This is a genomic window from Aliivibrio logei (genome assembly GCF_001691055.1).
Lineage (GTDB): Bacteria > Pseudomonadota > Gammaproteobacteria > Enterobacterales > Vibrionaceae > Aliivibrio > Aliivibrio salmonicida.
In genome coordinates this window covers 1-26,046 of the sequence record NZ_MAJU01000004.1, presented here as the reverse complement: position 1 = coordinate 26,046, position 26,046 = coordinate 1, and the positions used below count along the sequence as shown (strand labels likewise).

Annotated in this window: 26 protein-coding genes, 1 tRNA gene and 1 rRNA gene; 20 read left to right on the top strand and 8 right to left on the bottom strand. The window is 36.7% G+C overall.

The genetic code is table 11. The features are described from left to right. Positions 1–37 precede the first annotated feature (37 nt). From bioB to bioD, 4 genes are read left to right on the top strand one after another with little or no spacing between them, the layout of a single operon-like run. Positions 38–1,090, top strand: a complete 1,053-nt coding sequence (bioB, locus tag A6E04_RS00575; RefSeq protein ID WP_017021445.1) for a biotin synthase BioB — start codon at positions 38–40, stop codon at positions 1,088–1,090. Next, positions 1,074–2,225 carry an 8-amino-7-oxononanoate synthase gene (gene bioF, locus A6E04_RS00570; RefSeq protein ID WP_065609347.1) on the top strand — a complete coding sequence of 384 codons (1,152 nt, stop codon included), beginning with the start codon at positions 1,074–1,076 and terminating at the stop codon, positions 2,223–2,225. Before bioB ends, bioF begins: the two co-directional genes overlap by 17 nt. Positions 2,226–2,232: 7 nt before the next feature. Further along, the gene (gene bioC, locus A6E04_RS00565) at positions 2,233–3,060 is read left to right on the top strand and encodes a malonyl-ACP O-methyltransferase BioC (RefSeq protein ID WP_017021447.1); all 828 of its coding nucleotides are present in this window, start codon (positions 2,233–2,235) and stop codon (positions 3,058–3,060) included. Next, entirely contained in the window at positions 3,053–3,736 is a 684-nt protein-coding gene (bioD, locus tag A6E04_RS00560; RefSeq protein ID WP_017021448.1) for a dethiobiotin synthase, read from the top strand. The genes bioC and bioD overlap by 8 nt, the downstream gene beginning before the upstream one ends. Positions 3,737–3,807: 71 nt before the next feature. Here bioD and A6E04_RS00555 read toward each other — a convergent pair whose 3' ends face one another. Then, on the bottom strand, positions 3,808–4,044 hold the full coding sequence (locus A6E04_RS00555) for a hypothetical protein (RefSeq protein WP_017021449.1): 237 nt from the start codon (positions 4,042–4,044) through the stop codon (positions 3,808–3,810). A gap of 166 nt (positions 4,045–4,210) precedes the next feature. Next, positions 4,211–5,089: a LysR family transcriptional regulator gene (locus tag A6E04_RS00550; RefSeq protein WP_012552129.1), complete on the bottom strand. Its 879-nt coding sequence runs from the start codon at positions 5,087–5,089 to the stop codon at positions 4,211–4,213. A 101-nt stretch (positions 5,090–5,190) separates the two neighbouring features. Here A6E04_RS00550 and A6E04_RS00545 point away from each other — a divergent pair, with 101 nt between their 5' ends. After that, positions 5,191–6,258 carry an HlyD family secretion protein gene (locus tag A6E04_RS00545; RefSeq protein WP_065609345.1) on the top strand — a complete coding sequence of 356 codons (1,068 nt, stop codon included), beginning with the start codon at positions 5,191–5,193 and terminating at the stop codon, positions 6,256–6,258. Positions 6,259–6,270: 12 nt separating this feature from the next. Beyond that, complete coding sequence (locus A6E04_RS00540) at positions 6,271–7,290, top strand: DUF2955 domain-containing protein (RefSeq protein ID WP_065609343.1); 1,020 nt, start codon at positions 6,271–6,273, stop codon at positions 7,288–7,290. A 67-nt stretch (positions 7,291–7,357) separates the two neighbouring features. Here A6E04_RS00540 and A6E04_RS00535 read toward each other — a convergent pair whose 3' ends face one another. Both A6E04_RS00535 and A6E04_RS00530 read right to left on the bottom strand, forming a co-directional pair. Further along, positions 7,358–7,831 carry a hypothetical protein gene (locus A6E04_RS00535; protein WP_017021452.1) on the bottom strand — a complete coding sequence of 158 codons (474 nt, stop codon included), beginning with the start codon at positions 7,829–7,831 and terminating at the stop codon, positions 7,358–7,360. Beyond that, complete coding sequence (locus tag A6E04_RS00530) at positions 7,824–8,468, bottom strand: winged helix-turn-helix domain-containing protein (protein WP_017021453.1); 645 nt, start codon at positions 8,466–8,468, stop codon at positions 7,824–7,826. Before A6E04_RS00530 ends, A6E04_RS00535 begins: the two co-directional genes overlap by 8 nt. A gap of 404 nt (positions 8,469–8,872) precedes the next feature. Between A6E04_RS00530 and A6E04_RS00525 the strand changes: the two genes are divergently transcribed. The 3 genes from A6E04_RS00525 to A6E04_RS00515 all read left to right on the top strand — a co-directional run bounded on the left by A6E04_RS00525 (position 8,873) and on the right by A6E04_RS00515 (position 11,172). Further along, a complete protein-coding gene (locus A6E04_RS00525; protein ID WP_017021454.1) occupies positions 8,873–9,598 on the top strand; it encodes an EAL domain-containing protein in 726 nt (241 codons plus the stop codon). A 153-nt stretch (positions 9,599–9,751) separates the two neighbouring features. Continuing rightward, entirely contained in the window at positions 9,752–10,756 is a 1,005-nt protein-coding gene (locus tag A6E04_RS00520; RefSeq protein ID WP_065609341.1) for a glycosyl transferase family protein, read from the top strand. A gap of 146 nt (positions 10,757–10,902) precedes the next feature. Beyond that, the gene (locus A6E04_RS00515) at positions 10,903–11,172 is read left to right on the top strand and encodes a DksA/TraR family C4-type zinc finger protein (RefSeq protein ID WP_065609339.1); all 270 of its coding nucleotides are present in this window, start codon (positions 10,903–10,905) and stop codon (positions 11,170–11,172) included. A 67-nt stretch (positions 11,173–11,239) separates the two neighbouring features. Here the strand turns inward: A6E04_RS00515 and A6E04_RS00510 are convergent, their stop codons facing one another. Beyond that, a complete protein-coding gene (locus tag A6E04_RS00510) occupies positions 11,240–11,740 on the bottom strand; it encodes a GNAT family N-acetyltransferase (RefSeq protein ID WP_065609337.1) in 501 nt (166 codons plus the stop codon). 305 nt (positions 11,741–12,045) lie between these two features. Here A6E04_RS00510 and A6E04_RS00505 point away from each other — a divergent pair, with 305 nt between their 5' ends. The 8 genes from A6E04_RS00505 to A6E04_RS00470 all read left to right on the top strand — a co-directional run bounded on the left by A6E04_RS00505 (position 12,046) and on the right by A6E04_RS00470 (position 21,220). Beyond that, positions 12,046–13,224: an MFS transporter gene (locus tag A6E04_RS00505; RefSeq protein WP_017021458.1), complete on the top strand. Its 1,179-nt coding sequence runs from the start codon at positions 12,046–12,048 to the stop codon at positions 13,222–13,224. A 29-nt stretch (positions 13,225–13,253) separates the two neighbouring features. Then, complete coding sequence (locus A6E04_RS00500) at positions 13,254–13,532, top strand: GNAT family N-acetyltransferase (RefSeq protein WP_017021459.1); 279 nt, start codon at positions 13,254–13,256, stop codon at positions 13,530–13,532. 89 nt (positions 13,533–13,621) lie between these two features. Beyond that, positions 13,622–13,966: a HopJ type III effector protein gene (locus A6E04_RS00495; RefSeq protein WP_012552117.1), complete on the top strand. Its 345-nt coding sequence runs from the start codon at positions 13,622–13,624 to the stop codon at positions 13,964–13,966. 26 nt (positions 13,967–13,992) lie between these two features. Further along, positions 13,993–14,970: a Gfo/Idh/MocA family protein gene (locus A6E04_RS00490; RefSeq protein ID WP_017021460.1), complete on the top strand. Its 978-nt coding sequence runs from the start codon at positions 13,993–13,995 to the stop codon at positions 14,968–14,970. Positions 14,971–15,254: 284 nt separating this feature from the next. After that, positions 15,255–16,793 (top strand): Na+/H+ antiporter NhaC family protein, encoded by a 1,539-nt coding sequence (locus tag A6E04_RS00485; protein ID WP_065609335.1) that lies wholly within the window; start codon positions 15,255–15,257, stop codon positions 16,791–16,793. Between the two features lie 211 nt (positions 16,794–17,004). Next, positions 17,005–17,079: transfer RNA gene (locus A6E04_RS00480), tRNA-Gly, on the top strand. 380 nt (positions 17,080–17,459) lie between these two features. Next, positions 17,460–19,793, top strand: coding sequence for a Lon protease family protein (locus A6E04_RS00475; protein ID WP_017021462.1), 2,334 nt, complete (start codon positions 17,460–17,462; stop codon positions 19,791–19,793). Between the two features lie 188 nt (positions 19,794–19,981). Then, positions 19,982–21,220, top strand: a complete 1,239-nt coding sequence (locus tag A6E04_RS00470) for a hypothetical protein (RefSeq protein WP_065609332.1) — start codon at positions 19,982–19,984, stop codon at positions 21,218–21,220. Between the two features lie 77 nt (positions 21,221–21,297). Here A6E04_RS00470 and A6E04_RS00465 read toward each other — a convergent pair whose 3' ends face one another. The 3 genes from A6E04_RS00465 to A6E04_RS00455 all read right to left on the bottom strand — a co-directional run bounded on the left by A6E04_RS00465 (position 21,298) and on the right by A6E04_RS00455 (position 24,047). After that, positions 21,298–21,630 carry a DOPA 4,5-dioxygenase family protein gene (locus tag A6E04_RS00465; protein ID WP_065609330.1) on the bottom strand — a complete coding sequence of 111 codons (333 nt, stop codon included), beginning with the start codon at positions 21,628–21,630 and terminating at the stop codon, positions 21,298–21,300. 189 nt (positions 21,631–21,819) lie between these two features. Next, on the bottom strand, positions 21,820–22,851 hold the full coding sequence (gene tdh, locus A6E04_RS00460; protein ID WP_012552112.1) for an L-threonine 3-dehydrogenase: 1,032 nt from the start codon (positions 22,849–22,851) through the stop codon (positions 21,820–21,822). Then, the gene (locus A6E04_RS00455) at positions 22,851–24,047 is read right to left on the bottom strand and encodes a glycine C-acetyltransferase (protein ID WP_017021464.1); all 1,197 of its coding nucleotides are present in this window, start codon (positions 24,045–24,047) and stop codon (positions 22,851–22,853) included. Before A6E04_RS00455 ends, tdh begins: the two co-directional genes overlap by 1 nt. 123 nt (positions 24,048–24,170) lie before the next feature. On the opposite strand from A6E04_RS00455, the gene A6E04_RS00450 reads away from it, so the two are divergent. The 3 genes from A6E04_RS00450 to A6E04_RS00440 form a co-directional block, all read left to right on the top strand. Then, positions 24,171–25,091, top strand: coding sequence for a LysR family transcriptional regulator (locus A6E04_RS00450; RefSeq protein WP_017021465.1), 921 nt, complete (start codon positions 24,171–24,173; stop codon positions 25,089–25,091). Between the two features lie 2 nt (positions 25,092–25,093). Further along, positions 25,094–25,471, top strand: a complete 378-nt coding sequence (locus A6E04_RS00445) for an ATP-binding protein (RefSeq protein ID WP_065609328.1) — start codon at positions 25,094–25,096, stop codon at positions 25,469–25,471. Between the two features lie 461 nt (positions 25,472–25,932). Beyond that, a 16S ribosomal RNA gene (locus A6E04_RS00440) occupies positions 25,933–26,046 on the top strand; the annotation flags it as partial.

Here is a 26,046-nt window from a genome sequence, read left to right as displayed (position 1 = left end):
AAGTATAAAAACAACACAAAATTAAAGGAATTTACACGTGGAAGTGAGACATAACTGGACAGTAGCAGAAGTTAAGGCCTTAATGGATAAGCCTTTTATGGATTTAGTCTTTGAAGCTCAACTTGTTCATAGACAATATCAAGAAGCAAATTACGTGCAAGTGAGTACGTTGTTATCAATCAAAACAGGTGCATGCCCTGAAGATTGTAAATACTGCCCTCAAAGTGCTCATTACCGCACTGATGTCGATCGTGAACGTCTAATGGAAGTCGAAAGTGTGCTTGATGCGGCGAAAAAAGCGAAGGACTCTGGTTCAACGCGTTTTTGCATGGGAGCGGCTTGGAAGAATCCAAAAGAACGTGATATGCCTTATCTATTGGATATGATTAAAGGCGTGAAAGACATTGGCCTAGAGACATGCATGACTTTGGGGATGATCACATCAGATCAAGCTGGCGAATTATCAGGCGCAGGATTGGATTACTACAACCATAATTTAGATACCTCTCCAGAATTTTACGGCAATATTATTACGACACGTACTTATCAAGATCGTTTAGATACGTTATCACATGTTCGTGATGCCGGAATGAAGATTTGTTCTGGTGGCATTATTGGCATGGGGGAAAGTGTTAATGACCGTGCCGGACTGTTTGTTGAATTAGCGAATCTTCCGCAACACCCTGAATCAGTACCTGTGAATATGCTTGTAAAAGTAAAAGGTACGCCATTAGAAGATGCAGAAGACGTAGACCCATTTGATTTTATTCGTTTGATTGCTGTTGCTCGGATCATGATGCCAGAATCAGCGGTTCGCCTATCTGCTGGTCGTGAAAGCATGAATGAACAGATGCAAGCTTTGTGCTTTATGGCAGGGGCCAACTCGGTTTTTTATGGTTGTAAATTATTGACGACGCCAAACCCTGATGAAGACAGTGACATGCAGTTATTTAAAAAACTGGGTGTGAACAGCCATCAAGTGGCTCAAAAGCCAGATGAAGTTCAAGAACATGAATTATTAGATCGCGTTGCTGAGCGTGTGGCTTCTCGCCCTGATAAAAACGATTTATTTTATGAAGCAAGCGTTTAGTGAACGTATTAGCTCTGCACTTACTTTGCGCAAGCAAGCAGGGCTAACTCGTGCCAGAACGGTTATTGAACAAGGTAATCAATCCAGATTAAGTGTCGATGGTAAATGGTACCTTAATTTTTCAGGGAATGATTATCTTGGCTTAGCCGGCAGTCAAGAATTAACACAAGCATGGCAACAGGGCCTTTCTTTATATGGCAGTGGCAGCGGTGCTTCACCTTTAGTTACTGGCTATTCAAAACCTCACGCTGATCTTGAATCACAGTTGGCTGAATGGTTAGGTTTTGATTGTGCTGTGTTGTTTAATTCGGGCTTTAGTGCCAATCAAGCGATTCTGTTTTCGTTATTAGAAAAAGGCGATCAAGTCGTTCAAGATAAATTGAATCATGCCTCGTTGATGGAAGCAGGAATTTTATCACCTGCGAGCATGAAGCGTTTTAAACATAATGATGTAGCACACTTAGATAAATTACTGAAGGCATCAATTTGTAATCCTTCTTTGGTGGTAACGGAAGGCGTTTTCAGTATGGACGGTGATCTTTCCCCTTTATCTGAGTTATCAAGAGTAACGAAAGAAAATAACGCTTGGTTCATGGTGGATGATGCTCATGGGTGCGGGGTGCTAGGAAGTCATGGCCGTGGATGTTGCGATCTTTATCAAATTACGCCTGATATTCTCGTTGTTACTTTTGGTAAAGCGTTTGGTCTGTCTGGTGCTGCGGTATTGTGCAACGTTGAGTGTGGCGATTATTTATCTCAGTTTGCTCGTCATCATGTGTATTCAACCGCGATGCCACCAGCACAAGCACATGCGTTATCACATGCGTTATCGATGATCCAACAACAAGAATGGCGTCGTAAAAAACTAGACGAGTTAAGTCAGCAATTTGAATCAGAGTTAAGATCATCTGTTGGTGTTATTACAACGCAAACACCAATCAAGCCGATCATTATTGGTGAGAGCGAAACCGCGATGGCCTTATCTTATTCATTAAAAGAAAAGGGAATGTGGACTACCGCGATTCGTCCCCCCACAGTCCCGTTGGGTACCGCTCGCTTACGAGTGACGTTAAGTGCAAACCATTCAGAGAAAGACATTAAATTGCTTACTCAAGCGATAACAGAATTAAGGTGATGGAATTATGGTTAATCAAGCTGTCGCCATAGACGCCGAATATTGGATTAAAAATCACAGTAAAAATAAAGAAGCGATTGCTGCTGCATTTAGTAAAGCGGCTCATACTTACGATCGCTCGGCAGAGTTTCAACGTCAAGTTGCGGATCATCTTATGTCGTATTTACCAATAAAATTAGATGGGGTGCGTGTTCTTGATATCGGTTGTGGTACTGGATATTGCAGTGAACAACTGCTGAATCGTGGGGCAACCGTTGTTGCATTTGATTTGGCTCATGCAATGCTGGTCAAAGCGAAAGAACGTTGCGGTGATTATAACATTTCTTATGTTCAAGGTGATGCGGAAGATCTTCCTTTTGATGTGAATGAATTTGATGTAGTGATTTCAAGTTTAGCGTTGCAATGGTGTCAGGATTTATCTGTTCCTTTAGCTGAAATGAAACGAGTTACCGAAAATAAAGGCAAGGTTATATTCTCAACTTTGCTAGATGGATCTCTGTTTGAGTTAAAAAAAGCATGGTCAAAGGTTGATATATATCAACATGTGAATGAATTCATTACCTTATCGGCGGTAAACCTTGCGTTAGCGCAATCTGAGAACCATTCCTATCAACTAGACTGCATTCCTGTTGAGATGATGTACTCTTCTGCGACAGCTTTAATGAAGGATTTAAAAGGCATTGGAGCAACGCATTTACCTAATGGCCGACAGTCAGGTTTGCTGAGTAAGCAAAAGCTATTAGCAGTAGAAGAGGCATATCAAATGTTTAAAAATGAATTTAACCGCTTACCTGCAACGTATCAGGTGGGTTATGGAGTTATACGTAATGATTGATGCATTTTTTATTGCAGGTACAGATACAGATGTTGGTAAAACCGTTGCTTCAAAAGCAATTCTAGATGCGTTAAACATGAAAGGTTTACGTACCGCAGCTTACAAACCTATTGCGGCTGGTTCAGAAGATAAAGGTGATGGTGTTCAAAACTCTGATGCGATTCATTTACGCTCTGTCGCTAACGTAGAGTTAAGCTATGATGAAGTAAATCCCTACGCATTATTGTTGCCTACCTCTCCGCATATCGCGGCGGCGGCTGAGAATATTGTGATTGATTATTCTGTCTTATCTAAAGGGTTAGCATCACTTAAAGCCAAATCTGATATCGTATTAGTTGAAGGGGCTGGTGGTTGGCGTGTACCGGTATCTAAAAGCGATTGTTTATCGACATGGGTGCAGCAAGAAAAGCTCCCTGTTGTGTTAGTTGTAGGCATTAAATTAGGGTGTTTAAGCCATGCGATGCTAACAGCAGAAGCGATAAAGCATGATGGTTTAGACATTGTTGGTTGGGTAGCAAACCGAGTGAATCCGGGCACTGAGCATTACGCTGATATTATCGAGATGTTAGAAGATAAGATGCCGGCACCAAAACTGGGGGAAATCCCGTATATGCCAAGTATTAAGCGCAAGAGTATGGGTAAATACATCAATCTTGATTTTTTAATGGAGATTTAATAATTTTAAATTGATGCCTTATGATTTAAAATGCAATAAAGCCAATATTTGTTATGATATTGGCTTTATTTTTATGTGATTTCAGTCATATACTGCTTTCTTTTACTAAATTGTATATTAGTAATTATTTGATCTTTTCTCTCTTCACCAACTAATCGAATTGCTGCTCTCATTATGGCTCGATCTTTATAATTTAAATAATAGATATCACACATGATCGATCGAATCGCTTCATTAATTGTCATACCTTGTATTTGCAGTTGTTTCAGTATCTTTCGATCTGAAAAAGTAAAGTCAATTAAGTTCATGATGATATCCTATGCTCTATATAAAGGAAAAGTGCTTCCTTAATGTTTATAGACCTAATGATATTCTTATTAACAAGTTGGAATATGGCACTTGTAAATTAAAATCAAACACAAATGCCAAATGCCATTATTGAATTATAGTTAATTAATTGAAAATTAAGGTTATTTATGAGAACTTTTGTCTAAATAATTTTACCATCATTCTTGTTTTTTCAGGTAAATAACTTGGTGTTGGGTATACTAACGTAATCGTAAGGTCAGTGAATGATTGCCTAGGTAAAACTTCAATTAACTGTCCAGATTGAATGTTATCCTCTATTAATATTGAGGGTAGTAAAGCAATCCCTTTTCCGGATAACGCCAATCTTTGCAATAAATTAAGATCATCACTAAATAAATGATACGTTAATCCTTGGGGTAAAAGACTCTTATTATAACGACTGGCTAACAGGTGAAAATTATTCAACTGAGTTATATTGTCAGGCTTTCCATTATTCTGTAGATATTCTGGTGACGTAACCATACTGTAAGGAATTTGAATTAAACGTTGCTGAACGTAATCATCATGCAGTGGTTCAATATAGCTTGGTAAAATTTGTAGATCAATATTCTCTCGACGAAGATCAAGTGATTGAACATGATGCTCTATTTCAAGTTTCACTTCAGAGTAGTCATCAATGTATTGTTCAATGAGCTGTGAGAATACCTCTGTCATTCCAAGAGCGGGTGGAATAGCTACTCTTAACGTGCCTTTTGGGCTTAAATGTTGTTCTTTCATTAATCGACTAGCATCGACAAGTGTATTAATTGGGTTCGACGCTTGCTGATACAGCCATTCACCTTGTTGGGTGAGTTCTATTGCCCGCGTAGTTCGAATAAGCAGTTGATGGCCTAAGCATTTTTCCAATTCTTGTAAACGACGACTGACTTTTGAGCGTTGTAATCCCGAGAAATTAGCTGCAGAGCTAATGCCTTTATGCCTAACAACAAGCACAAATAGATAAATATCATCAAAAGAAGGCAGTGATTTTATAGTGTCACTCATATTATTGTCCTATTTATAGGTCGTATATGGCTTATTTTGCCATCTATTCGAAAACTTTTCATTCTCTATAATGCATATTCAGATCCTTACCGAGAAAATTCATGCAAGCTGCAGAACAAAAATTTAAACAATGGATGCGAATCCTAATCGTCTTATTTCTCATTGTAACCGCGTATCTGGTCATGTCAGACAGATTGACGCCATTAACTACGCAAAGCAAAGTACAAGGATTTGTTGTTCAGATTTCACCTGAAGTGTCTGGCCGCATTGTGGAAGTTAGCCATACAAATAATCAGTTAGTAAAGAAAGGGGAATTATTGTTTAAAATTGATGATGAAAAATATCAATTAGCGGTGAGAAAAGCAGAGATAGCATTGGCTCAAGCTCGAGAGCAAGAAGCGTCATTAGTCGCTGATATTGAAGCATCGCGATCAAACGTAATAACAACACAAGTTACTGCGGATAATGCTAATCGTGAATATCACCGAATTAAAAGACTTGCGAAATCTGGAGCGGTGTCAGTCTCTGGATTAGATACGGTCTTAACTAAAAGAGATCAATCATCGGCAAATCTTATGGCTGCTAAGCAAAAAGTACATGCACTAGAAGTGAAACTAGGGAAAGGAGATGGTCAAAGTAGTGCGGTATTATCGGCTAAAAATACATTAAAACAAGCGCAACTTGATTTAGAGAACACACAAGTAATTGCTCAAAATGAAGGTATTATCACTAATATGCAATTACACGTAGGTGTATTTGCTAATGCAAACCAACCATTACTGACGTTCATTCCTACTGATTCGCTGTGGATCTCAGCAGATTATCGTGAAAAAGCGACATCAAAGATGAATAAAGGAATGAAAGCTGAAGTTGCTTATGATGCAATGCCTGGTGAGGTTTTTCCATTAACCGTTGAAAGCCGAGATTATGGTGTCGCGTCGGCGCAGCAGAAGGCCAATGGACAGTTAAGCAGTGTTGAAGTCAGTAATCGCTGGGTACGTGACGCTCAACGAGTAAGAGTGAACTTGATTAGCTCTGAGTCCTTGTCACCGCGCTTATTTGTGGGCTCTAGAGCTACGGTTATTATTTATACGTCAGGCAACAATATCATTGATTATATTGGACACAGTTTGATCGTGATGATCAGCTATTTACATTATATTTATTAGTGTGAGGCTACGATGAAAGCATTACGAATATGGTTTGGTTGTGTTGCTGGTTTTGCAATGTGTACATTATTGGGGTGGTCAAATGGGATGTTTGGTACGTTACTGCCATTATTCGTGTTATCTAATTTGAATCGTTGGCATTCAGAGATGTTTATTCAATTAATGGTCAGTATTTTTTGGGTAAGTATTCAGGTTTCTTTAATTGTTGGTTTTCTGCAACCTTATCCAATGTTAATGACAGTAGCGGTAGGCCTATTACTCCTGTTTAAATGCCATGCCATGCACTATAAAGCGAGTTATTTATTCGGTTATACTGGGTTACTTATTGGCTCAATCCTATTGAATTTTGGTTCTTACGCGAGCTTTGACTTAGAAAATTTCATTATTGGAGTTTGGGTTGCAGCTGTTATGGTTGTACCAATTAGTGCGCTTGCTTTTTATTTTTTCCCTGATCCAGTTGAAGAGAGTAAACCCATATTAAAAGTAGAAGGGCAGAGTAAAGATCCAAGAGAAATGTTAGAGCAAACGGCTCTTGGCTGGATGGTTGCAATGGTCGTCTTTTTTATTTTTGAAATAGGTAATTTGAATGATTCATTATCAGCGCAAGCGTCTATGTTAATCATGCTCTCTCCTATGACGTTAGTGGGGTCTTTTGCGATGGCTCGTATTCGTATTATAGGAACCGTTGCAGGATGTTTAGCCGCAATGGCGATTCAGTTACTCTTATATGATTTGTATGAAAATCCTATTTTATATATCTTAAGTTTTGCTATTGCTTCAGGGTATTTTTGTAAGTGGTTAGCCAGTGACAAACCAGTAATGAAAGGTATCGGTTTTTCTGCAATGGCTGCATTAACCATCCCAATTACAGGGGCAATACCGGGTCAAAAAGACGCCTTCTTTGCTATTTTGTATCGAGCTTCATCTATTGTTGTTGCTGTGATTGTAACCAGTTTATTGATTTGGATATGTTATCGATTAATACAACTGTTTCCAATCTTCTTTCGTGGTGTAGAAAGAAATAAGGCGTAATAATAAAGATAAAGATAAAGATAAAGATAAAGATAGAGATAGAGTTAGGGAGAAAGTAACCTTAACTTTATTTTGCTCGATTGTTATTTTTACTACTAAAGAGGCTCAATGTTCCATGAACTTCTGCGATAAATACATGCTCTTCTGGAAATTGCGAAAAAATGGCAATATGGTGTTCAGATAAATCATAGTATTCATAATTTAGAATTGAAATATGGTCTAATTGCGTGTTATAAATGTCTAAATTATTCGGTATATTCCCGATTTTATTCAAGCGTTCTCTTTTTTTTATTATATAGATAACATTGTTTTTAAATGAGAATGACCATGCCGTTACATTCCAAATAGAGCCATTAATTTTATTCTTTTGTGTTTCTATCCAAGATGTTTCTCCTAGTTTACAAATACCATTGTAAGACGTTGTTTTTGTTTCTATCTTCATTCTATAATCACAACTTAATGATGTGCCATACAAGAAGATAATGACGATAGTTATTAAAACGATAAAAATCAATAAATTTATTTTCTTATATTTAATCATTTCCAATACTCATTAATATATTTGAACCTTCGTCTAGGATGATCGTGTTTTCTGGTGTTTTTAATATGACTTGTCCATCATCGATGTCATCAAGAAGGCTCAATGTGCTGAAGTTATTCGTTCCAATAGAACAAAGTGTTTTGTTATTTAATTTTTGGCATGATAAATAATCATGTTGAATGCTAACAAATAATCCAATTATAATGAATAAAATCACCATTAGAATATTAAATGTGTAAATACACACGGATATTATTTTCTTAAATTTAGTATAAAATGATGCGTTTTTCGGAGATAGAGTTTTTTTTGATTGGACGCCTATTTTTTCTATAATTAATGATGTTGAAATAAAGTATCCTTTTCTTGGTATATTTCTGATACTAAAGTCATTTATTGAATGTGTTTTTTTTCTGAGAGAGGCAATCACAACCGTTAAGCTTGAGGTGCTAACAGGGTTACCTTCCCAACCTATATCTTCAAGTTCGTTTTTGTTACAAACGATGTTTAGATTATCAAGCATTTTTTTTAGAATGTAAGCTTCAGCCCTAGATAGTTCAACATCGCCTTTTTCTGGGTGTTGAATTATGTAGTGTGGCATGTTGAATGTATATTTTTCTGCTTTATAAACTGCACTCAAATCAATGTACCTTTATTATAATGTTAGGTATTTATATGCTCATGCCATCTCTATCATAAATTATGCTATTTTAAGTTTAGCATAATATTTGATAGGTAAATTATCATTGAGTTATAAAATAACTGTTAATTTTATTGGATATTCAATGAAAAGAATAGAACCTACTTATTTAGGTGTGAAAAATTTAGATTAATGTTTTTTATCGGTGCTTTTTTATTTTAAAGTTTTGATTTCATGTGTTTTTTATTTGCTTTTTAATGTGTATTTATGGTTTGTTTTGATGTTTTTTTTATAAAAATCATCAATGTGTAGTAGTCAGAAGTAACTATTAGTAACTTTTAGTTTTATTTCCATGATGAATTCATAGATAGTTTAATTCTATGATTAAAACTAGGTTATCCGGTATGGCAGTAAGTAATGACTTTCTTTTAGGTGAAAAGACAAACGTATCTTTCGATGTATATGCTCAAGGCATACATTCAAGGAGTGGTCTCTATAATGGAAATGACAGCAATTCAGTGGATGGTATTGAGTTGGTTTTTAGACCTAAAAACATGAATACAGATTTATTCTACAATACTATTTCAGATGTTGAGCATATCTCAACGAGCAGGGGGAATTTTAATTGGATTTATGATAATGTCTCTTTTATAAAAGAAAAATATATGGATATAACATTCATATCGATTAACATAGAAGTCAGTTCAATTTATTTTTTGAAAAATGAATTAATAGTTTTGAGTAATAAATTGAATGAATCTAATATTAAATTAATCGTTGAAATTACAAAAAGAGAGCGTTTTTTTTATAAATCTACATTGAAAAGTATTTATGAGTTACATGATGAGGGCGTTATATTTGCTATCGATGATGTTTCTATGAATGAAATGTTAACCCCGGTATTTAACTTAAGTGTGTTTATGTTTATAAAAATAAAAATGCACGCTTATTGTTCCATTATAAATAAACATAGCTTTATAGATAAGATGATTAAAAATAATAAGAAATTAATTATCGAGCATGTTGAGTCGAATGAGCAATTTATGAAATTGGCTCTCGATCCTATTCCATTTTTTCAAGGTTATTTTTTATGTTCACCTAAAATTATAGGAAGCATTATCAATAATTAAGATTTAATCATGTAAAGGTGACCAATTAATCATAGATAGTTACCTTCGTTACAGTACAAATAGTAAGCCAAGAGTTTCTAATCTCTTGGCTTTTTTTGTCGATGTGATAACGTCAGTGCAGTTGAAATTTAAAGGATTATTACAAGGATAGCTATGAGCTCAATTATAGAATGCATTAAAACGGTAGGGCGTGGTGAACGCAGTCGTAAGCCGTTAACGTTTGAACAAGCGTATTTAGTGATGAAAGAGTATCTTGCCGGGGACGTATCAAGCGATAAAATGGCGATGTTAATGATGCTTATCCGAGTTCAAAATGAAACGGTTGACGAGATAAGTGGCTTTACTACTGCTATCCGTGAATTTGTTCGGAATGTTCAAACACCAGAATTAAAAGACTTACAGGTTGATATTGATTGGGCTTGTTTTGCAGGAAAACGCCAAGTTCAAGGCCCGTCTTGGCAGTTATATGCAGCCCAAATTTTAGCGAATCATGGATTTAGGGTTTTACTGCATGGTCATCTTCAACTGGGAAGTACGCGTGAGCACGTATCACAAGTTATTGATAAATTATCTATTCCAAAGTGTGACAGTATAGAGGCGACTCATCGTGCACTAGATGAAGGTAACATTGCTTATTTACCTTTATCTGTTTATGCACCACAAGTAGAAACGATGTTGTTATGGCAACATGAATATGGTCTTCGTACTCCTGCCAATACTTGTGCTCGTATGCTAAACCCTGCGTCTGCACCGATTTCATTACGTGGGAGCTTTCATCCTGGCTTACCACAACTGCATGGGGAAGCTGAATCTAGATTGCAACAAGCAACCGATGACTGCTCTGAATTAGCATTATGTTTTAAAGGCATGGGCGGTGAATCAGAATATAACCCTAAGGTTAGCCAATCTTTGTGGTGTGCAACTAAAGGTGTATGTGAAGAGTTGTATTGGGAAGAAGCATTAATTGACGGTTTACCTGTCCCTAAGCACTGTTTGTTAGGAACAAAACCAGAGCAATTACAGTTAATGGCAAATACCGTTATTTTTAATGTTGCTAATGTATTATGGGCAAATAAACGTACAGAAGATTACCCAAGAGAAGAGGCCATCATTACAGCTACTCAATATTGGGCAGACTACGTTAAAACACTGTCTTAGATTGTTTCTCTAAGTAATAAACCGCGGGTGAGTATCCTGTGGTTTATTATTACATCTCTGCAATAGTAATTCTCATTTTTCTCTATTATCAAACAATGGTTAATAATCGATACTGTCATTCTAGTCGTTCATTATTGGAGATCATTATGGCGAATGGATTTACAAGAGATGGTGGTGTACAAGAACAAATAGATGCTACTGTTGCTGATGCAATTAATCGTGTGAGAGCACATTTACATCATGAGCATAACGATACTGAATATTGCCTTGAATGTGGAGAATTGATCCCCCAAGCTCGGCGTAATATATTTCCTGGCGTGGATTGTTGTGTAACTTGTCAGGAAAAAGAAGATGCAAAAGAAAAAGTTTTTAGTGCCTATAATCGAAGAGCCAGTAAAGACAGTCAGCTACGATAGTGATGATATAAAAGGATGAAAATTGATGTTTCATCCTTTTATTGGTTTTAAGTCTGAAAGACAGAAATTACATCATTTTGCGATTAATGCGAGCTAAAAAATAGGTATTTACGTATCTTCCATTTCGAAATGCAGAATCAATCGCTTCACCTTCAATAACAAAGCCATGTTTTTTATATAAAGCTAATGCAGCCTTATTATCAACAAAAGCATCGATTTCAATACGACGCACGTTAAGCCAGTTATCTGCAAGATCTAATACGGTTTCTAATAATTTATTACCAATACCACGTCCGCTGTATTCATCATGTACCCCCATTCCAAAGTGGGCAACATGTTGAGTTCTAGGGCGAGTAACTTGTTCAAAACTGATATTCCCTACGACTTTACCATCAATAATGGCTACGTAACTGTAGACGTTGTCAGGTACGCTTGAAAGACGTTTTTCCCATAATCTAGATGATGGTTGTGGCAGTTGGAGTGTTTGAGCTTGTGCTTGAGGTTGACTATAGAGTTCACATAACCCACTTATATCTTTTAATTCTGTTGGGCGAATTACAATTTCCATTACACACATCCTTTGCCTAGTAAACATACACTTAACTTAACGATAACGCCGCTTTATAGCAAGAAGATATCCCATCAGTTTTTAATCATTGTGGTTTATCAGAATAATCGACCATTGGGCAGGTTCATTTATACATGGGTCTAATATTAATTATGTTGTGTATAAAAATAAAAAATAGATTTAAGAGATATGGGTCGTTGACAAAAGTAAAAGTAAATTAAGTAAAGATGATCGCGATATAAACAGAGATCAAAACAATCTGTGCTACTGTAATATGTATCTAAATATGAATAAGAGTCACTATCATGTCGAGCACTACTCAATGGAGAAATCCAAAAACGTTTCTTATCTTAATCTCTATCGTGGTACCCATTGCTTTTTCTGCATGGAGTGCTTTACTAAATAACTTTGTTATTGAAAAAGCCGCTTTTACTGGTGCAGATATCGGTTTATTACAAAGTGTTCGAGAAATTCCTGGTTTCCTTGCTTTTACTGCTGTGTTCGTCCTTCTTTTTCTTCGTGAGCAAAAGTTCATGATTCTCTCTTTGGTGATGTTAGCGGTAGGAGTTGCAATTACGGGCTTTTTCCCAAGTGTATATGGGCTCTTGTGTACGACATTATTAATGTCTACTGGATTTCATTATTTTGAAACGCTAAAACAGTCATTGTCATTACAGTGGTTCACTAAAGAAGAAGCGCCTGAAATGCTAGGAACGCTTATATCTATAGGGGCTTTGGCTTCTTTATGTACCTATGGTGTCTTGTGGATGCTATTGGAAGTGGTGCAATTAGAGTTTAAATGGATTTACTTTATCGCAGGTTCAGTGGCTTTAGCTATTATCTTTTTTATGTGGTTAGCTTTCCCTGAATTTAAAAGTGAAACGCCTCAAACGAAGAAACTGGTGTTACGTAAACGTTATTGGTTATATTACGCATTAACCTTTATGAGTGGTGCTCGCCGCCAGATCTTTACGGTATTTGCAGGGTTTTTAATGGTTGAAAAATTCGGATATTCGGCCGCCGATATTACGTTACTGTTTTTAGCTAATTATGCTTTCAATTGGCTATTTGCGAAAAAAATTGGTCGTTGGATCGGAGTCATTGGTGAACGAAAAGCGCTCATGTTTGAATATACTGGCTTAGTACTCATTTTTATTGGCTATGCTCTTGTACAAACGTCAGAGATGGCGGCAGCTTTATACATTATTGACCATTTATTTTTTGCTCTTGCCTTAGCAATTAAGACCTATTTCCAAAAAATTGCAGATCCAGCTGATATGGCTTCAACAGCGGGGGTTGCTTTTACTATCAATCACATTGCTGCGGTTATTATTCCGGTTAGCTTCGGTTTGTTGTGGCTAGTTTCTCCTGCTGCAGTATTCTATGTTGGTGCGGGTATGGCATTACTTTCCTTTATATTGTCTTTGAATATTCCTCAAGCACCGACAGAAGGGAATGAAACTCGTATTTTGAAATGGAATTAATCACATAAATGAAATGGAGTTAAGAAAACATGAATGTTATTACTCATGATGTAGAAAACAAATGCTATCAGGTTGTTCTGGAAGGAAAATCGGTAGCGAATATTTTTTATGAGAAAAAAGGAAAGGTTCTTGATGTCATTAGCACTCGTATTCCTGATGAACTTCAAGGTAAAGGCTATGGGAAAGTAATGATGGAAGCCTTCCTTAATGAGATGAAAGAGTCAGATTTAACCATTGTTCCTGTGTGTTCTTATGTTGTTCATTACATGAATAAAAATGAGCAATGGCATTTTTTACTTGCTAAATAAAAATAGGAGGTTCTAAATGGAGTGTCAGGCATTTAGAACCGCCTAAAATTTAACTGTAATTTAAATAGATGCAAGTAAGGATTATCATAATGGCATTGAATACGTTTCTTAATAAATTAAAAACAGAGCCTAAATTAATAGAATTTTCAGAAACAATGGCCGTGATTGAGAACCATTATGAGTTTACAGCAACTGAGTTTGCAAACGGTGAGACCGTTAATGAAGCGGGGCAAAATAATGGGTCATGCAAGATTTTTGCGTTTGCTAAATTACATGAACTAACAGTAGAGCAAACACTCGCTTGCTTTGGCCGCTATTACCGTAAAGATGTATTATTGCATCCAATGGAGAATGATCATCAAAATATCCGTAGTTTTATGGTATCAGGATGGTCTGGTGTCCACTTTAGCTCTCAAGCTCTGCAATTAAAATAACAATGAAATAAGCATAGAGAGTAATCATGATTAAACTTGCTGTAATAGGAACAAATTGGATCACTGAGCGATTTCTCGCTGCTGCATTAGAATCGGGTAAATTTGAATTGAAAGCGGTGTATTCTCGTTCGTTAGAACAGGCGAAAACATTTGCAGATAAGTTCGGTGTTAATCGTACTTTCGATTCATTAGATGAACTGGCACAAAGCGATGAGGTTGATGCAGTATACATCGCCAGCCCAAACTCTTTTCACGGATCCCAATCGATTCAAATGATGAAACAGGGCAAGCACGTTATTTGTGAAAAGCCAATGGCATCAAATTATGCATTAGCGCAATTGGCTTATCAAACGGCAGTAGAAAATAATGTCGTATTATTTGAAGCGTTTATGTCACCGTATTTACCTAATTTTCAATTGATTAAAGCAGAGTTGCCAAGCCTTGGTGCAATCCGAAAAGCACACATCACTTATTGTCAATACTCCTCTCGTTACCCTAAATACTTAAATGGTGAAAATCCAAATACATTTAATCCGGTATTTTCTAATGGCTCGATCATGGATATTGGTTTTTATTGTGTAGGGTCTATGATTGAATTATTTGGCGAGCCAACATCGATTCAAGCGCAAGCACACTTATTAGACTCTGGTGTTGATGGTAATGGCAGTATTATTTGTGGATATGAAGGCTTTGATGTAGTCGTGATGCATTCAAAAACCAGCGATTCTTATGTACCTAGTGAGATCCAAGGTGAGGATGGGGCTATCTTAGCTGATATGATTTCTATCGGTGAGAAGGTAACTAAAATTACTCGTGGTGGAGAAAGAGAAGACTTAACGGTCGAGCAAAACCCAAACCCTATGTTTTATGAGGCGATTAAGTTTGCAGAACAGGTAGAAGCAAACCAAATGGATAACCAAGCGGTTGAGCGTTCTTTATTGATTTCTAAAGTAACCACTGAGATCCGCAAGCAAACAGGTGTCGTCTTCCCTGCGGATAACTAACGAATACACAGAAAGACAGCGTTTATCGCGAAATAAGACACAAAAAAGCCAAATGATGATGAATCATTTGGCTTTTTTTATATACTTTTTTCTTCTCATTTTAGCGTTATAAAGATTGGTTTTTATTGTCTATTTTTAACTTAAAATATCGATTGTAGAAAGAGTGGTAAATAATTGTTATTAAATTGCTTTGTATTGTTTACATCGTTATTTTTTAAATATATAGTCATCAATAGTGAATTTATATTTAATTTGTTTTATGCAGTAGCAAAAGGAATATCGTTATGGAACAGACAGGCATTAGCTCCCTTATCCCCATTATTATTACGCTCTTTATCTCCCTTACGATGAAAAATGTCGTTGTTGGTTTATTTGCCGGTGTGCTTAGCGGTGTTGCTATGCTGAATGGTTTTTTTACCCACGGGGATCCATTAGAAACGTTTGGTGTAATGGTAAAGAGCTATTTATCACCACAATTAACAGACAGCTATAATGCTGGAGTACTCGTTTTACTTGTTTTTATTGGTGGATTTGTTGCATTAATGGAGAAATCTGGTGGTGGTCAAGCCTTTGCTCATCGTGTGACGGCTTGGGTAACCAGTAAATTTAAGGCTCAAACTTCAGCTTGGTTGGGTGGTATTGTTATTTTCTTCTCTGATTTAGGTACGCCGTTAATTGTTGGTCCTGTTTTTCGTCCTCTTTTCGACAAATTAAAAGTATCTCGTCAAAAATTAGCGTTTATTATTGATTCAACGTCATCTCCTGTTGCTATTTTGATCCCGTTCATTGGATGGGGTGTTTATATCATGGGTTTAATTCAAAAAGAATTTACAGCATTAAATGTAGAAACGTCTGATTGGGATGCATTTATTGGTGCGATTCCATATCAATTTTATGCGATTCTAGCGATTGCTATTGTTCCTCTTGTTGCGTTTAAAAAATTAGACTTTGGACCGATGGCGATTGCTGAGAAGCAAGCGGAGCAAGGTATTGTTAATGTTTCAGCTGAGGCTTCAAGTGAGGTGTTTACGCATAAAAATGCAAAAGCATCTTTTGTTTGGGCCCCTTTACTTGTCATGGCTATCGTATTAGTCACAATGCTTGCCCCTTTAGGATTCCCATTTGAAAAAATATCGGGTTCTGCGTTTCGAGCTGCGTTATCAACGGCGTATTTTTTTGCAGCCGCTACATTGATAGGATTAATGGCCTTTAATAAGGTAAGAAATTTTTCTGATGGTATTGCGGTATATATGAAAGGGATGGGGAATATGATGCAAGTTGCTATCATCCTTATCTTAGCGTGGGCATTAAGCTCGGTAGGTAAAGAGCTAGGCGCCGCCGCTTATATTGCGGAACAAGCTCAAAGTGGTTTCCCATACTGGTTGGTACCGGCAGTGGCTTTCTTATTGGCTGCGATTATTTCATTTGCAACAGGCTCTTCTTGGGGGACGTTCGCCATTATGATGCCTTTGGTTATTCCAACCGCTATTGCTATTGATGCGCCATTATTTGTTTGTATTGGTGCTGTGTTGTCTGGAGGTTTATTTGGTGACCATTGTTCTCCAATATCTGAAACCACGATCTTGTCATCGACAGGAGCTGGGTGTGATCAGTTTGAACATTTTAAAACACAATTGCCTTATGCGTTATTAAATGGTGCGATTGCATTTGTAAGTTTCATTATTGCAGGGTTAATTGATAGTCCTATCGTATTTATTGTTGCTTTGATTATGCAATTTATCTCAGTGTTTACTTTGGCTAAATGGACTGAAAATAAAGAAAAGAAAGAAATAACGTGTTCAAAAGTGACTGCATCATCATAACAGTTAGAACAATGTAATTGTTACCATGAGTAAAGAGCCGCTTTTTACGCGGCTCTTTTGTTTGAAAGGTATTGTTAACAATGCAATGTTGTATGATAAATGAACTCTTAACGTTCTTTCGTTTAAATATCGAGCAATCAAATAGTTAAGTGAAAGAAATAGCTTTACGAATGAAATGATTATGGCATTATCTATCTCGTCTTCACGATGTGCGTGCATCGTATAATGGCTATTACCTCAGCCTTCCAAGCTGATGATGTGGGTTCGATTCCCACTGCACGCTCCACTCTTCAAGTTTTATCCCTTCTGGTTCCAAATCAAAATAAATTTTCAGTCTTTTTGAATTAACATCTAACAGTATTTAAATTCATTTATTCAAGCAGATCATCGATGTATTCGTCTGTAAATGGAATTAACCCAGAAACGACCTTAGAAGCTAATATGCTTTCAGAGCTTATCTGTAATTGAACGTATTTATATTTTAATGATAAGCATTGTTTTCATTAAAGACTAAAATTAATTTTATTATGGTTATTCTATTAACCGATGGGTTTATTTATTTCTTCCAAAATACCTATCAATTCAAATATTTACAGGACAGGTCACTAAAATAGCGATTTTTTCAAACTATACTGGTAAAAATTACTAATAAAAAGAGGTCGCCTTATGTCTACTTTACCTCTCACGCATAAGCAAGTATATCGCTCTGCAAACCTAGATGAGAACACCTGTAAATCTACCAAGTATATTACACCTATTGATGAAATTGTTGGTCAGGATAGGGCGCAGCAAGCTGTTGAGTTTGCGATGTCTATTCCCGACCGTGGTTATAATATTTATGCCGTTGGTCAAAATGGTCTTGGCAAGAGAACAATGGTCTTACGTTATTTAAAGCGCCATAAACCCGTAGGGAACGGAGTATGTGATTGGTGTTATGTCACTAATTTTGATGATACGCGAAGCCCTAAAATTTTACAGTTACCAGTGGGCAGTGGGTTAAGCTTTAAAAAAGAAATTGAAAAAATAACATTAAAATTTGTTAAAGCAATTCCACTTGCGTTTGACAATGAGCTCTATTATAGCCGAACGGGTATATTAAAAAATCAGTTAGTCGATAAGCAAGAATCATTACTTGAATCATTAACTAAAGAGGCTAAGAGTAAAGGGATTAGCCTTGCTGTGACAACCCAAGGCGAGTATCAATTTATTGCTATGAATGGCGAAGAATTACATACCGAAGACAGCTTTGATGCGCTAGATAGACAAGAACAACGTCAGCTTGAATCTATTATCGATGAGTTGGAAATAAAATTAAGAAGTTTGGTTCGTCAACTGACTGAATGGGAAGATAAATATTCGGATAAGATCGAGAAGCTGAATCAAGAAGTTGTCTCTCAAGTATTAAGTGTTAACTTTGAAGTGATTAAGGTTAAATATCAAGATTCAAAGGTGATCACTCAGCATTTAAAAGACATGGAAAAAGACATTTTAGAAAACTTTGATGTTTTTATTCAAGAAGGTAATGAAGATGCTGAACTTGCTTATGCGTCGTTAGAAAAGAAATTACCACGACGTTATCAAATCAATCTTATTGTTAGTCAAAAGACAGAACAGTTTCCCTTAATCGTTGAGGAAAGTCCTAGCTATCATAATTTGTTTGGTTATATAGAAAATGCAACCTTTAAAGGAACTGTATTTACTGACTTTTCCTTAATTCGTCCAGGTAGTCTTCATAAGGCAAATGGCGGTGTTTTATTAATGGATGCCGTAAAAGTGCTTGAACGCCCTTATGTTTGGGATGGTTTAAAGCGAGCATTACGTTCTCAAAACCTTAATTTAAGCTCATTAGAAAGGGAGGTAACCCTATCAGGAACGGTTTCTTTAGAACCAGAGCCGATCCCTCTTAATGTGAAAATTATTTTATTTGGTGATTACCAAACGTATCAACTGTTACAGCATTATGATTCTGAATTCAGTGAGTTATTTAAAGTTACGGCTGATTTTGAAGATGATATGCCAAGAACGGATGCTTCTGAGTTTCATTATGCTCAATTTATTTCGAGCATTGTAAATGATGGTAATATGCTGCAATGCGATAAAAGAGCGATAGAACGAATTATTGAATACAGCTCTCGTCAAACGGGAGATCAAAATCGTTTGTCGTTGCACTCTGCGGATATTTCTAATTTATTGAAAGAAACTAACTACATCGCACGAGCTGCGAATTCAAATATGATCCGTTTGAAGCATGTAGAATTGGCTTTATCTAATAAAGAACATCGTGTTAATCGGGTTCAAGATGGGGTTATGCAAAGTTTTGTTAACGGAACTACGTTGATGGAAACCGAAGGCCGTGTAGTAGGGCAGGTTAATGCGTTATCTGTGTTATCTACGTCAAATCATCAATTTGGAATGCCAAATAGAATTACAGCCACAACGTCATTTGGTAAAGGTGAAGTTTTTGATATTGAAAGAAAAGTCGAGTTAGGTGGAAGTATCCATTCTAAAGGTGTGTTGATACTGAGTGCATATCTTGCCTCTCTATTTGGGAGTGAAAAAACGATCCCATTAAAAACGTGTTTAGCATTTGAGCAATCTTACGGTGGTGTTGATGGCGATAGTGCATCGATGGCTGAATTCTGTTCTATTATTTCTGCATTTTCAGGAAAAGGTATAAGACAAGATATCGCTATTACAGGTTCAATGAATCAGTTTGGAGAGGCGCAACCTATCGGTGGAGTAAATGAAAAAATTGAAGGATTTTATCAAGTTTGTAAAATTAAAGGATTAAAAAGCTCTCAAGGGGTCATTATTCCTGAATCTAATGTTCAAAATTTGATGTTAAATACTGAAGTAACTCAAGCCATTGAAAAAGGTACATTTGCTATCTGGCCTGTTAAACGAGTTAGCGAAGCTATTGAGCTATTAATAGGTGAAATAATTAACACTGAAAGTAATGATGGTGTTTATGATATAATTCGTTCTAAATTAAGCGTTTAATCTTTAATCACCAAGAAAGGTATGAGATCAATCTTATGCCTTTTTTTATATTGTTATAAGAAATCTAAACTAATAATTAAAACGGTGATATAATTAAAAAATAAGATAACAATGAAATAAAAAGCGCTTCCTTCAAGGTTTTTTCTCGGCTGTAATTTATCTATTTCATATATTGAGGTTCTTACTATATGTACCATCCGCTTTCTCCACGATTGGATTTCGATACGTTTCTTGTCGTTCGTGGTAAAAAAACTTACATAGAAGAAAATTTATTACTACGGGTAAAACCTGTTGATATTAGTGGAACTGAATACTGGATTCCTATTGGTATCAATTGGAATGATGGTCAATCAACAAAAAGACGAAGAATGGAATTTGCACAAGTCCGTTTTGCTCGTAAAGGAAAACCATATTATAGCAAAGCGTATTATGCTGATTTTGATAATGAAGATAACGACGTTGATGCACGTTCTGAAGCAATTATTGAAGCGGCGTGGTCGATAGCAGAGTTGATTGAACAAGAAGAATATGAAACGGCAGATGACGCAAGAAAAACAAAAACCTTCACTGCAAAATCTGTTTATCAAGGCTTACATCCTAATATTCAATTAAAAGTATCAATGATAAATGGCACTCCTTATATTAATAGCCATTTTGAACGCCATGAAAATAAGCGTTCTTATCGTTCTCATAATTTCTCTCGTAGTTTATATAACATTAATTTTGATGATCTCGGTACTTTCCTAGCAGAGTTAAATGCAATAGGTGAGGTATTAGATACGTATATGAAAACGAATAGTTCTGAAATTGAAAAGTTCAAGCCGAGTAAAACACTAATCACTACACCGCTATCTAGGTTTGAAATGCGTGAAATCTGCGACCAACTAATTCAAAAAGCAATGGATAGCAATAAAGTGATGTTTGAAAAAACATGGTTTGAATTTAAAAGAAAGCCAAAGAAAATTCAAATGATTGAATCGGAAGATAAATCTGAATTCATTGTAAAAAAAGAACATGCGAAAATAGGCACAAAAATAGAGATTAATAAATTCAAAGCATGTACACATCCAGCGCACGTATTGCGTAAAGTTGCCTTGATGAAAGCGAATTACAACTGGGCTAACTTTGAAAGTAAACGTAAAGAAGAATCAGCGAAAGGGAAGTACTTTGTTGCTAAGCATCCATCTTCAGGAATAATCGGTGTTGTTGTTAAACGAAGAGAAGATGAAACGATATTCAAAGGTATTGTTGGCCAAACAGCACGAAGTAGTTATAAATTTAAAGAATTTTCTACTAAAGAAATGAGTGAGAAACTGGCATTTATTTCAGCGAAGCGTGCGTTTATTGAAAGTCGTGAAAATGAAAAGATGTGGTCTGACTATCATTTTAATAAAGAGTTTTTAGCTTATAAAACCCTTACGATTTAATTAAACCTATAATGAGTATTTAGGTCTTCATTTCTTTTTATAATAAATGAAGACGTGAATACTATTGATGTTGTTTATTAAAATATAGTTAGATCAAGATTAATTGGTTTTCCTAACCACACTGCAGATTCAGTATGATCACGATATTCATCCTCGGTTAAGGGATGTATTAAAATTGATAAATCAGAACGATTTGCCTCTAGCCATTGAAATACAGCTTGATAATCGTCTTCTTTAAAGGAAACTTGGCGACTCCATACTGGATGGGGACCAATCGGTTTTGTGTTTATATTCCCAATCTCAAAACCAAATGCTTTGTATAAGGCTTCTGTTAGAGCAACTGCACAATCAATATTATGTTCATTAAAATAGACATGAACATGAAACCCGTTATGTTCTGAATTCTTCATACTACTTTCTCTTTTTAATTATATACTACCCAATAGATTGAGATAACTGCGAGTGCGGATTCTATTCATCAGTTTAATATCTACATGATTATACTTTGAATCTCTTGAGAATAAATAAGCGCGAGTAATATAATAAAGGCCAAACCGAAGTTTAGCCTTTTATCGTTTGTTAGTATCTGTCGTTAGGGATTATTCCCAATCTAAGATTACTTTCCCTGACATTCCTGAACGCATCATATCGAAGCCGGCTTGGAAATCATCAATTTTGTAGTGGTGCGTAATGATTGGCGTTAGATCTAGACCTGATTGGATCAAACTTGCCATTTTATACCAAGTTTCAAACATCTCACGACCGTAAATACCTTTGATAACTAAGCCTTTAAAGATGACTTGGTTCCAATCTACTGCCATGTCTGATGGCGGAATTCCTAATAAAGAAATCTTACCACCATGGTTCATGTTGGTTAGCATGCTGTTGAACGCTGATGGATTACCAGACATTTCAAGACCAACATCAAAGCCTTCAGTCATACCAAGATCTGACATTACGTCTTCAAGTTTCTCGTTCATCACGTTTACTGCACGAGTAACGCCCATTTTTCTAGCAAGATCTAAACGGAATTCGTTAACGTCAGTAATTACAACATGGCGAGCCCCTACATGTTTTGCAACCGCAGCAGCCATAATACCAATTGGACCAGCACCAGTGATAAGAACGTCTTCACCCACTAAATCAAATGATAGGGCAGTGTGAACCGCATTACCAAATGGGTCAAAGATGGATGCTAGATCATCCGAAATACCTGCAGGGATCTTAAATGCATTGAATGCAGGAATAACTAAGAACTCAGAGAAAGCACCAGTGCGGTTAACACCAACACCAGTAGTATTACGACAAAGGTGAGTACGGCCGCCACGACAGTTACGACAGTGACCACAAGTAATGTGACCTTCGCCAGAAACACGGTCGCCAATCTCAAAACCACGAACTTCTTGGCCAATACCAACAACTTCACCAACATATTCGTGACCTACAACCATAGGGACTGGAATGGTTTTTTGTGACCACTCATCCCAGTTGTAGATATGTACGTCAGTACCACAAATAGCCGTTTTCTTAATACGGATAAGAATATCATTATGACCCATTTCAGGTTTTTCAACCTCGGTCATCCAAATGCCTTCTTCAGGTTTTAGTTTTGATAGTGCTTTAATTTTCATTATTTAATGATCTCCATGTCTTTACCTACTGCGATAAAGGCATCAATTGCGCGATCTAACTGCTCACGAGAATGAGCCGCTGACATTTGTGTACGAATACGAGCTTGGCCTTTAGGCACCACTGGGAAAGAGAAAGCAACAACATAGATGCCTTTTTCTAACGCACGCTCTGCGAATTCGGCGGCTAATTTAGCATCGCCTAACATAATTGGGATGATGGCGTGATCAGCACCACCCATCGTGAAACCAGCGGCTTCCATACGAGTACGGAAATGAGCAGAGTTTTCCCATAAGTTTGTGCGTAGATCGCCAGATTCAGCCAGTAAATCAAGAACGCGAATAGACGCAGAAACGATTGCAGGAGCAACAGAGTTTGAGAATAGGTACGGACGAGAGCGTTGACGTAACCAATCGATCACTTCTTTTTTGCCCGAAGTGTAGCCGCCTGATGCGCCACCCATTGCTTTACCTAGCGTACCTGTGATGATATCAATACGGTCGATAACATTGTGGTGTTCGTGAGTACCTGCGCCATTTTCGCCCATGAAACCAACAGCGTGAGAATCATCAACCATAACAAGTGCGTTGTATTTATCGGCTAAATCACAAATAGCAGGAAGGTTAGCAACCACGCCATCCATTGAGAATACGCCGTCTGTAACGATAAGCGTATGACGAGCACCTGCTTCTTTCGCGGCAATCAGTTGTTCTTCTAATTCAGTCATGTTGTTGTTTGCATAGCGGAAACGCATTGCTTTACAAAGACGAACACCATCAATGATTGATGCGTGGTTTAGAGCATCAGAGATGATTGCATCTTCTTTGCCTAAAATAGTTTCGAATAAACCTGCATTTGCATCAAAACATGAGGTGTAAAGGATGGTGTCTTCTTTACCTAAAAAAGTAGAAAGCTTTTCTTCTAGTACTTTATGAGAGTCTTGAGTACCACAAATAAAACGAACAGATGCCATGCCAAAGCCATGCTCATCCATGCCGTCTTTAGCTGCTTGGATAAGTGCAGGGTGGTTAGCTAATCCTAAGTAGTTGTTTGCACAGAAGTTTAGTACTTCTTGGCCTGTAGAAATAGAAACAGACGCTTTTTGAGCTGAAGTAATGATGCGCTCAGATTTGTATAAACCTTCGCTCTTTACTTCTTCAATTTGATTTTGGATCTGAGTGTAGAATGCAGAAGACATTGTGTTCCCTTCTTTTAGTTATAATTGTTGTACATAAAAAGTGTAATCAAAATCCGATAAATAGATTCTAATTCAAATCAATTACGACTATTATCCCTAAAAATGGAAAAGCATTAGTGAATCATGGTCACAAATAAACTTATTACCTTATTACCCGATCTTGCTACGTATATTGTAGTCGTTAATGAAGGAAGCTTTACGGCTGCAGCTAAAAAACTTGGGGTAACGCCATCTGCGTTGAGTAAGCTAATTACTCGATTAGAAAGTGCGCTATCTGTAAAGTTATTTGAGCGAACAACACGTAGCTTGCTTATTACTGAGTCGGGTAAAAAAATATATCAGCAATCCGTCATTATGGTTGAGGCGGCTCAGCAGGCGATTGATATTTCTAGTTCAGAGCATATAGTTCCCTCTGGGAGTTTGACGGTTGCTGCACCAAAAGCATTCTTAACGATAGTACTTCAACCTTTAGTGACTCCTTTTCTAACCCAATACCCTAAAATTCAATTAAAGCTAAGAGCCTCCGATGGTGATATAGATATGATAGCTCAAGGTATTGATGTGGTCTTTCGGTTAACGGATAAACCGACGGAAGGATTAATTATGAAGGAGATAGGGAAGGTTAATTTAAGTTTGTGTGCAAGCCCCTCTTATATAGAAGGGAGAGGGTTGCCTCTTCACCCAAAAGAATTACCTAATCATGATTGTTTGTATTTAGGAGAAACAACAACAGATCATATTTGGGAATTCGTGAAAGGCGACGAGAGTCATGTTATTGCAGTGACAGGTCGATATGCTGTTAACCATTCGCAGATGCGGCTAAATGGTGTTAAAGACGGATTTGGTATTGGGATATTTCCTGATTTTGTAATTAAAGAAGCGTTAGAGAATAACGATGTTGTTCCTGTTCTTTCTGATTGGCAGATAAAAGGAAATTATCATGGTGTTATCGCGATGCAGTATGCACAAAATAAATACATGCCATCAAGAATAAAAGTATTTACTGAGTTTGTAAGACAGAATTTAATGAAAGAGCAGAGCTAGTTATGAATAAATTAGAATTGCGATTATTGAGAGGCTTACCTGGTAGTGGAAAATCAACATTGGCAAAAACATTGGATTTGGTACATATAGAGGCGGATCAGTTTTTTGTGAATGATGATAATAAATATTGCTTTGAAGGATCATTATTAAGCTCGGCTCATCAATGGTGCCAATCTCAATGTGAATTTAATCTTTATCATGGTAGAAGTGTGGTGGTGGCGAATACGTTTGTTAAGCAGTGGGAAATGGATGCTTATCGGAAAATTGCCCAACAATACGGAGCAGTACTGAATATTGAAGTATGCAAAGGCCAATTTAAAAGTACGCACAACGTCCCTGAACTAGTAATAAAGAGAATGAAAAAGGATTGGCAAGCTTAGTCGTTGTAGGTTGTTTTCACATCGATCTGTTTGTTTTTTGAGCGATCGTTTTCTTTGTTTTAAAAAGTACTTGCAACTGCTTTCTAAATCTCTATACTTCGCATCCGTTGTCACAGCAAACCTTTCTTAGCAAGGGTTTACGGTTTCGATGTGAAGTGAAACATTAACGCGAACGGAGTTTTCAAAAGTTGCTTGCAACTTACTTTTAGTAATTGAAATGACACTTCAAACAAAACGAAAGTGAAAGCTTAGTTTTGAGCTCTTTAATAATTAGACCTTAGCAATCTGTGTGGACACTTATAGGTTGATAGTCAAAATAGCTTAACTTATTTATAAGTGAGCAACTATCAATGAACTGAGTGACTACACAAATATATTTATGTAAGAAATCAGTATAAATCATTGAGCTGGTTTTGTTTCTGCCCTCTTTTAATTAAGAAGACAGAGCAACCAAAAAACTTTAATTGAAGAGTTTGATCATGGCTCAGATTGAACGCTGGCGGCAGGCCTAACACATGCAAGTCGAGCGGTAACAGGAATTAGCTTGCTAATTCGCTGACGAGCGGCGGACGGGT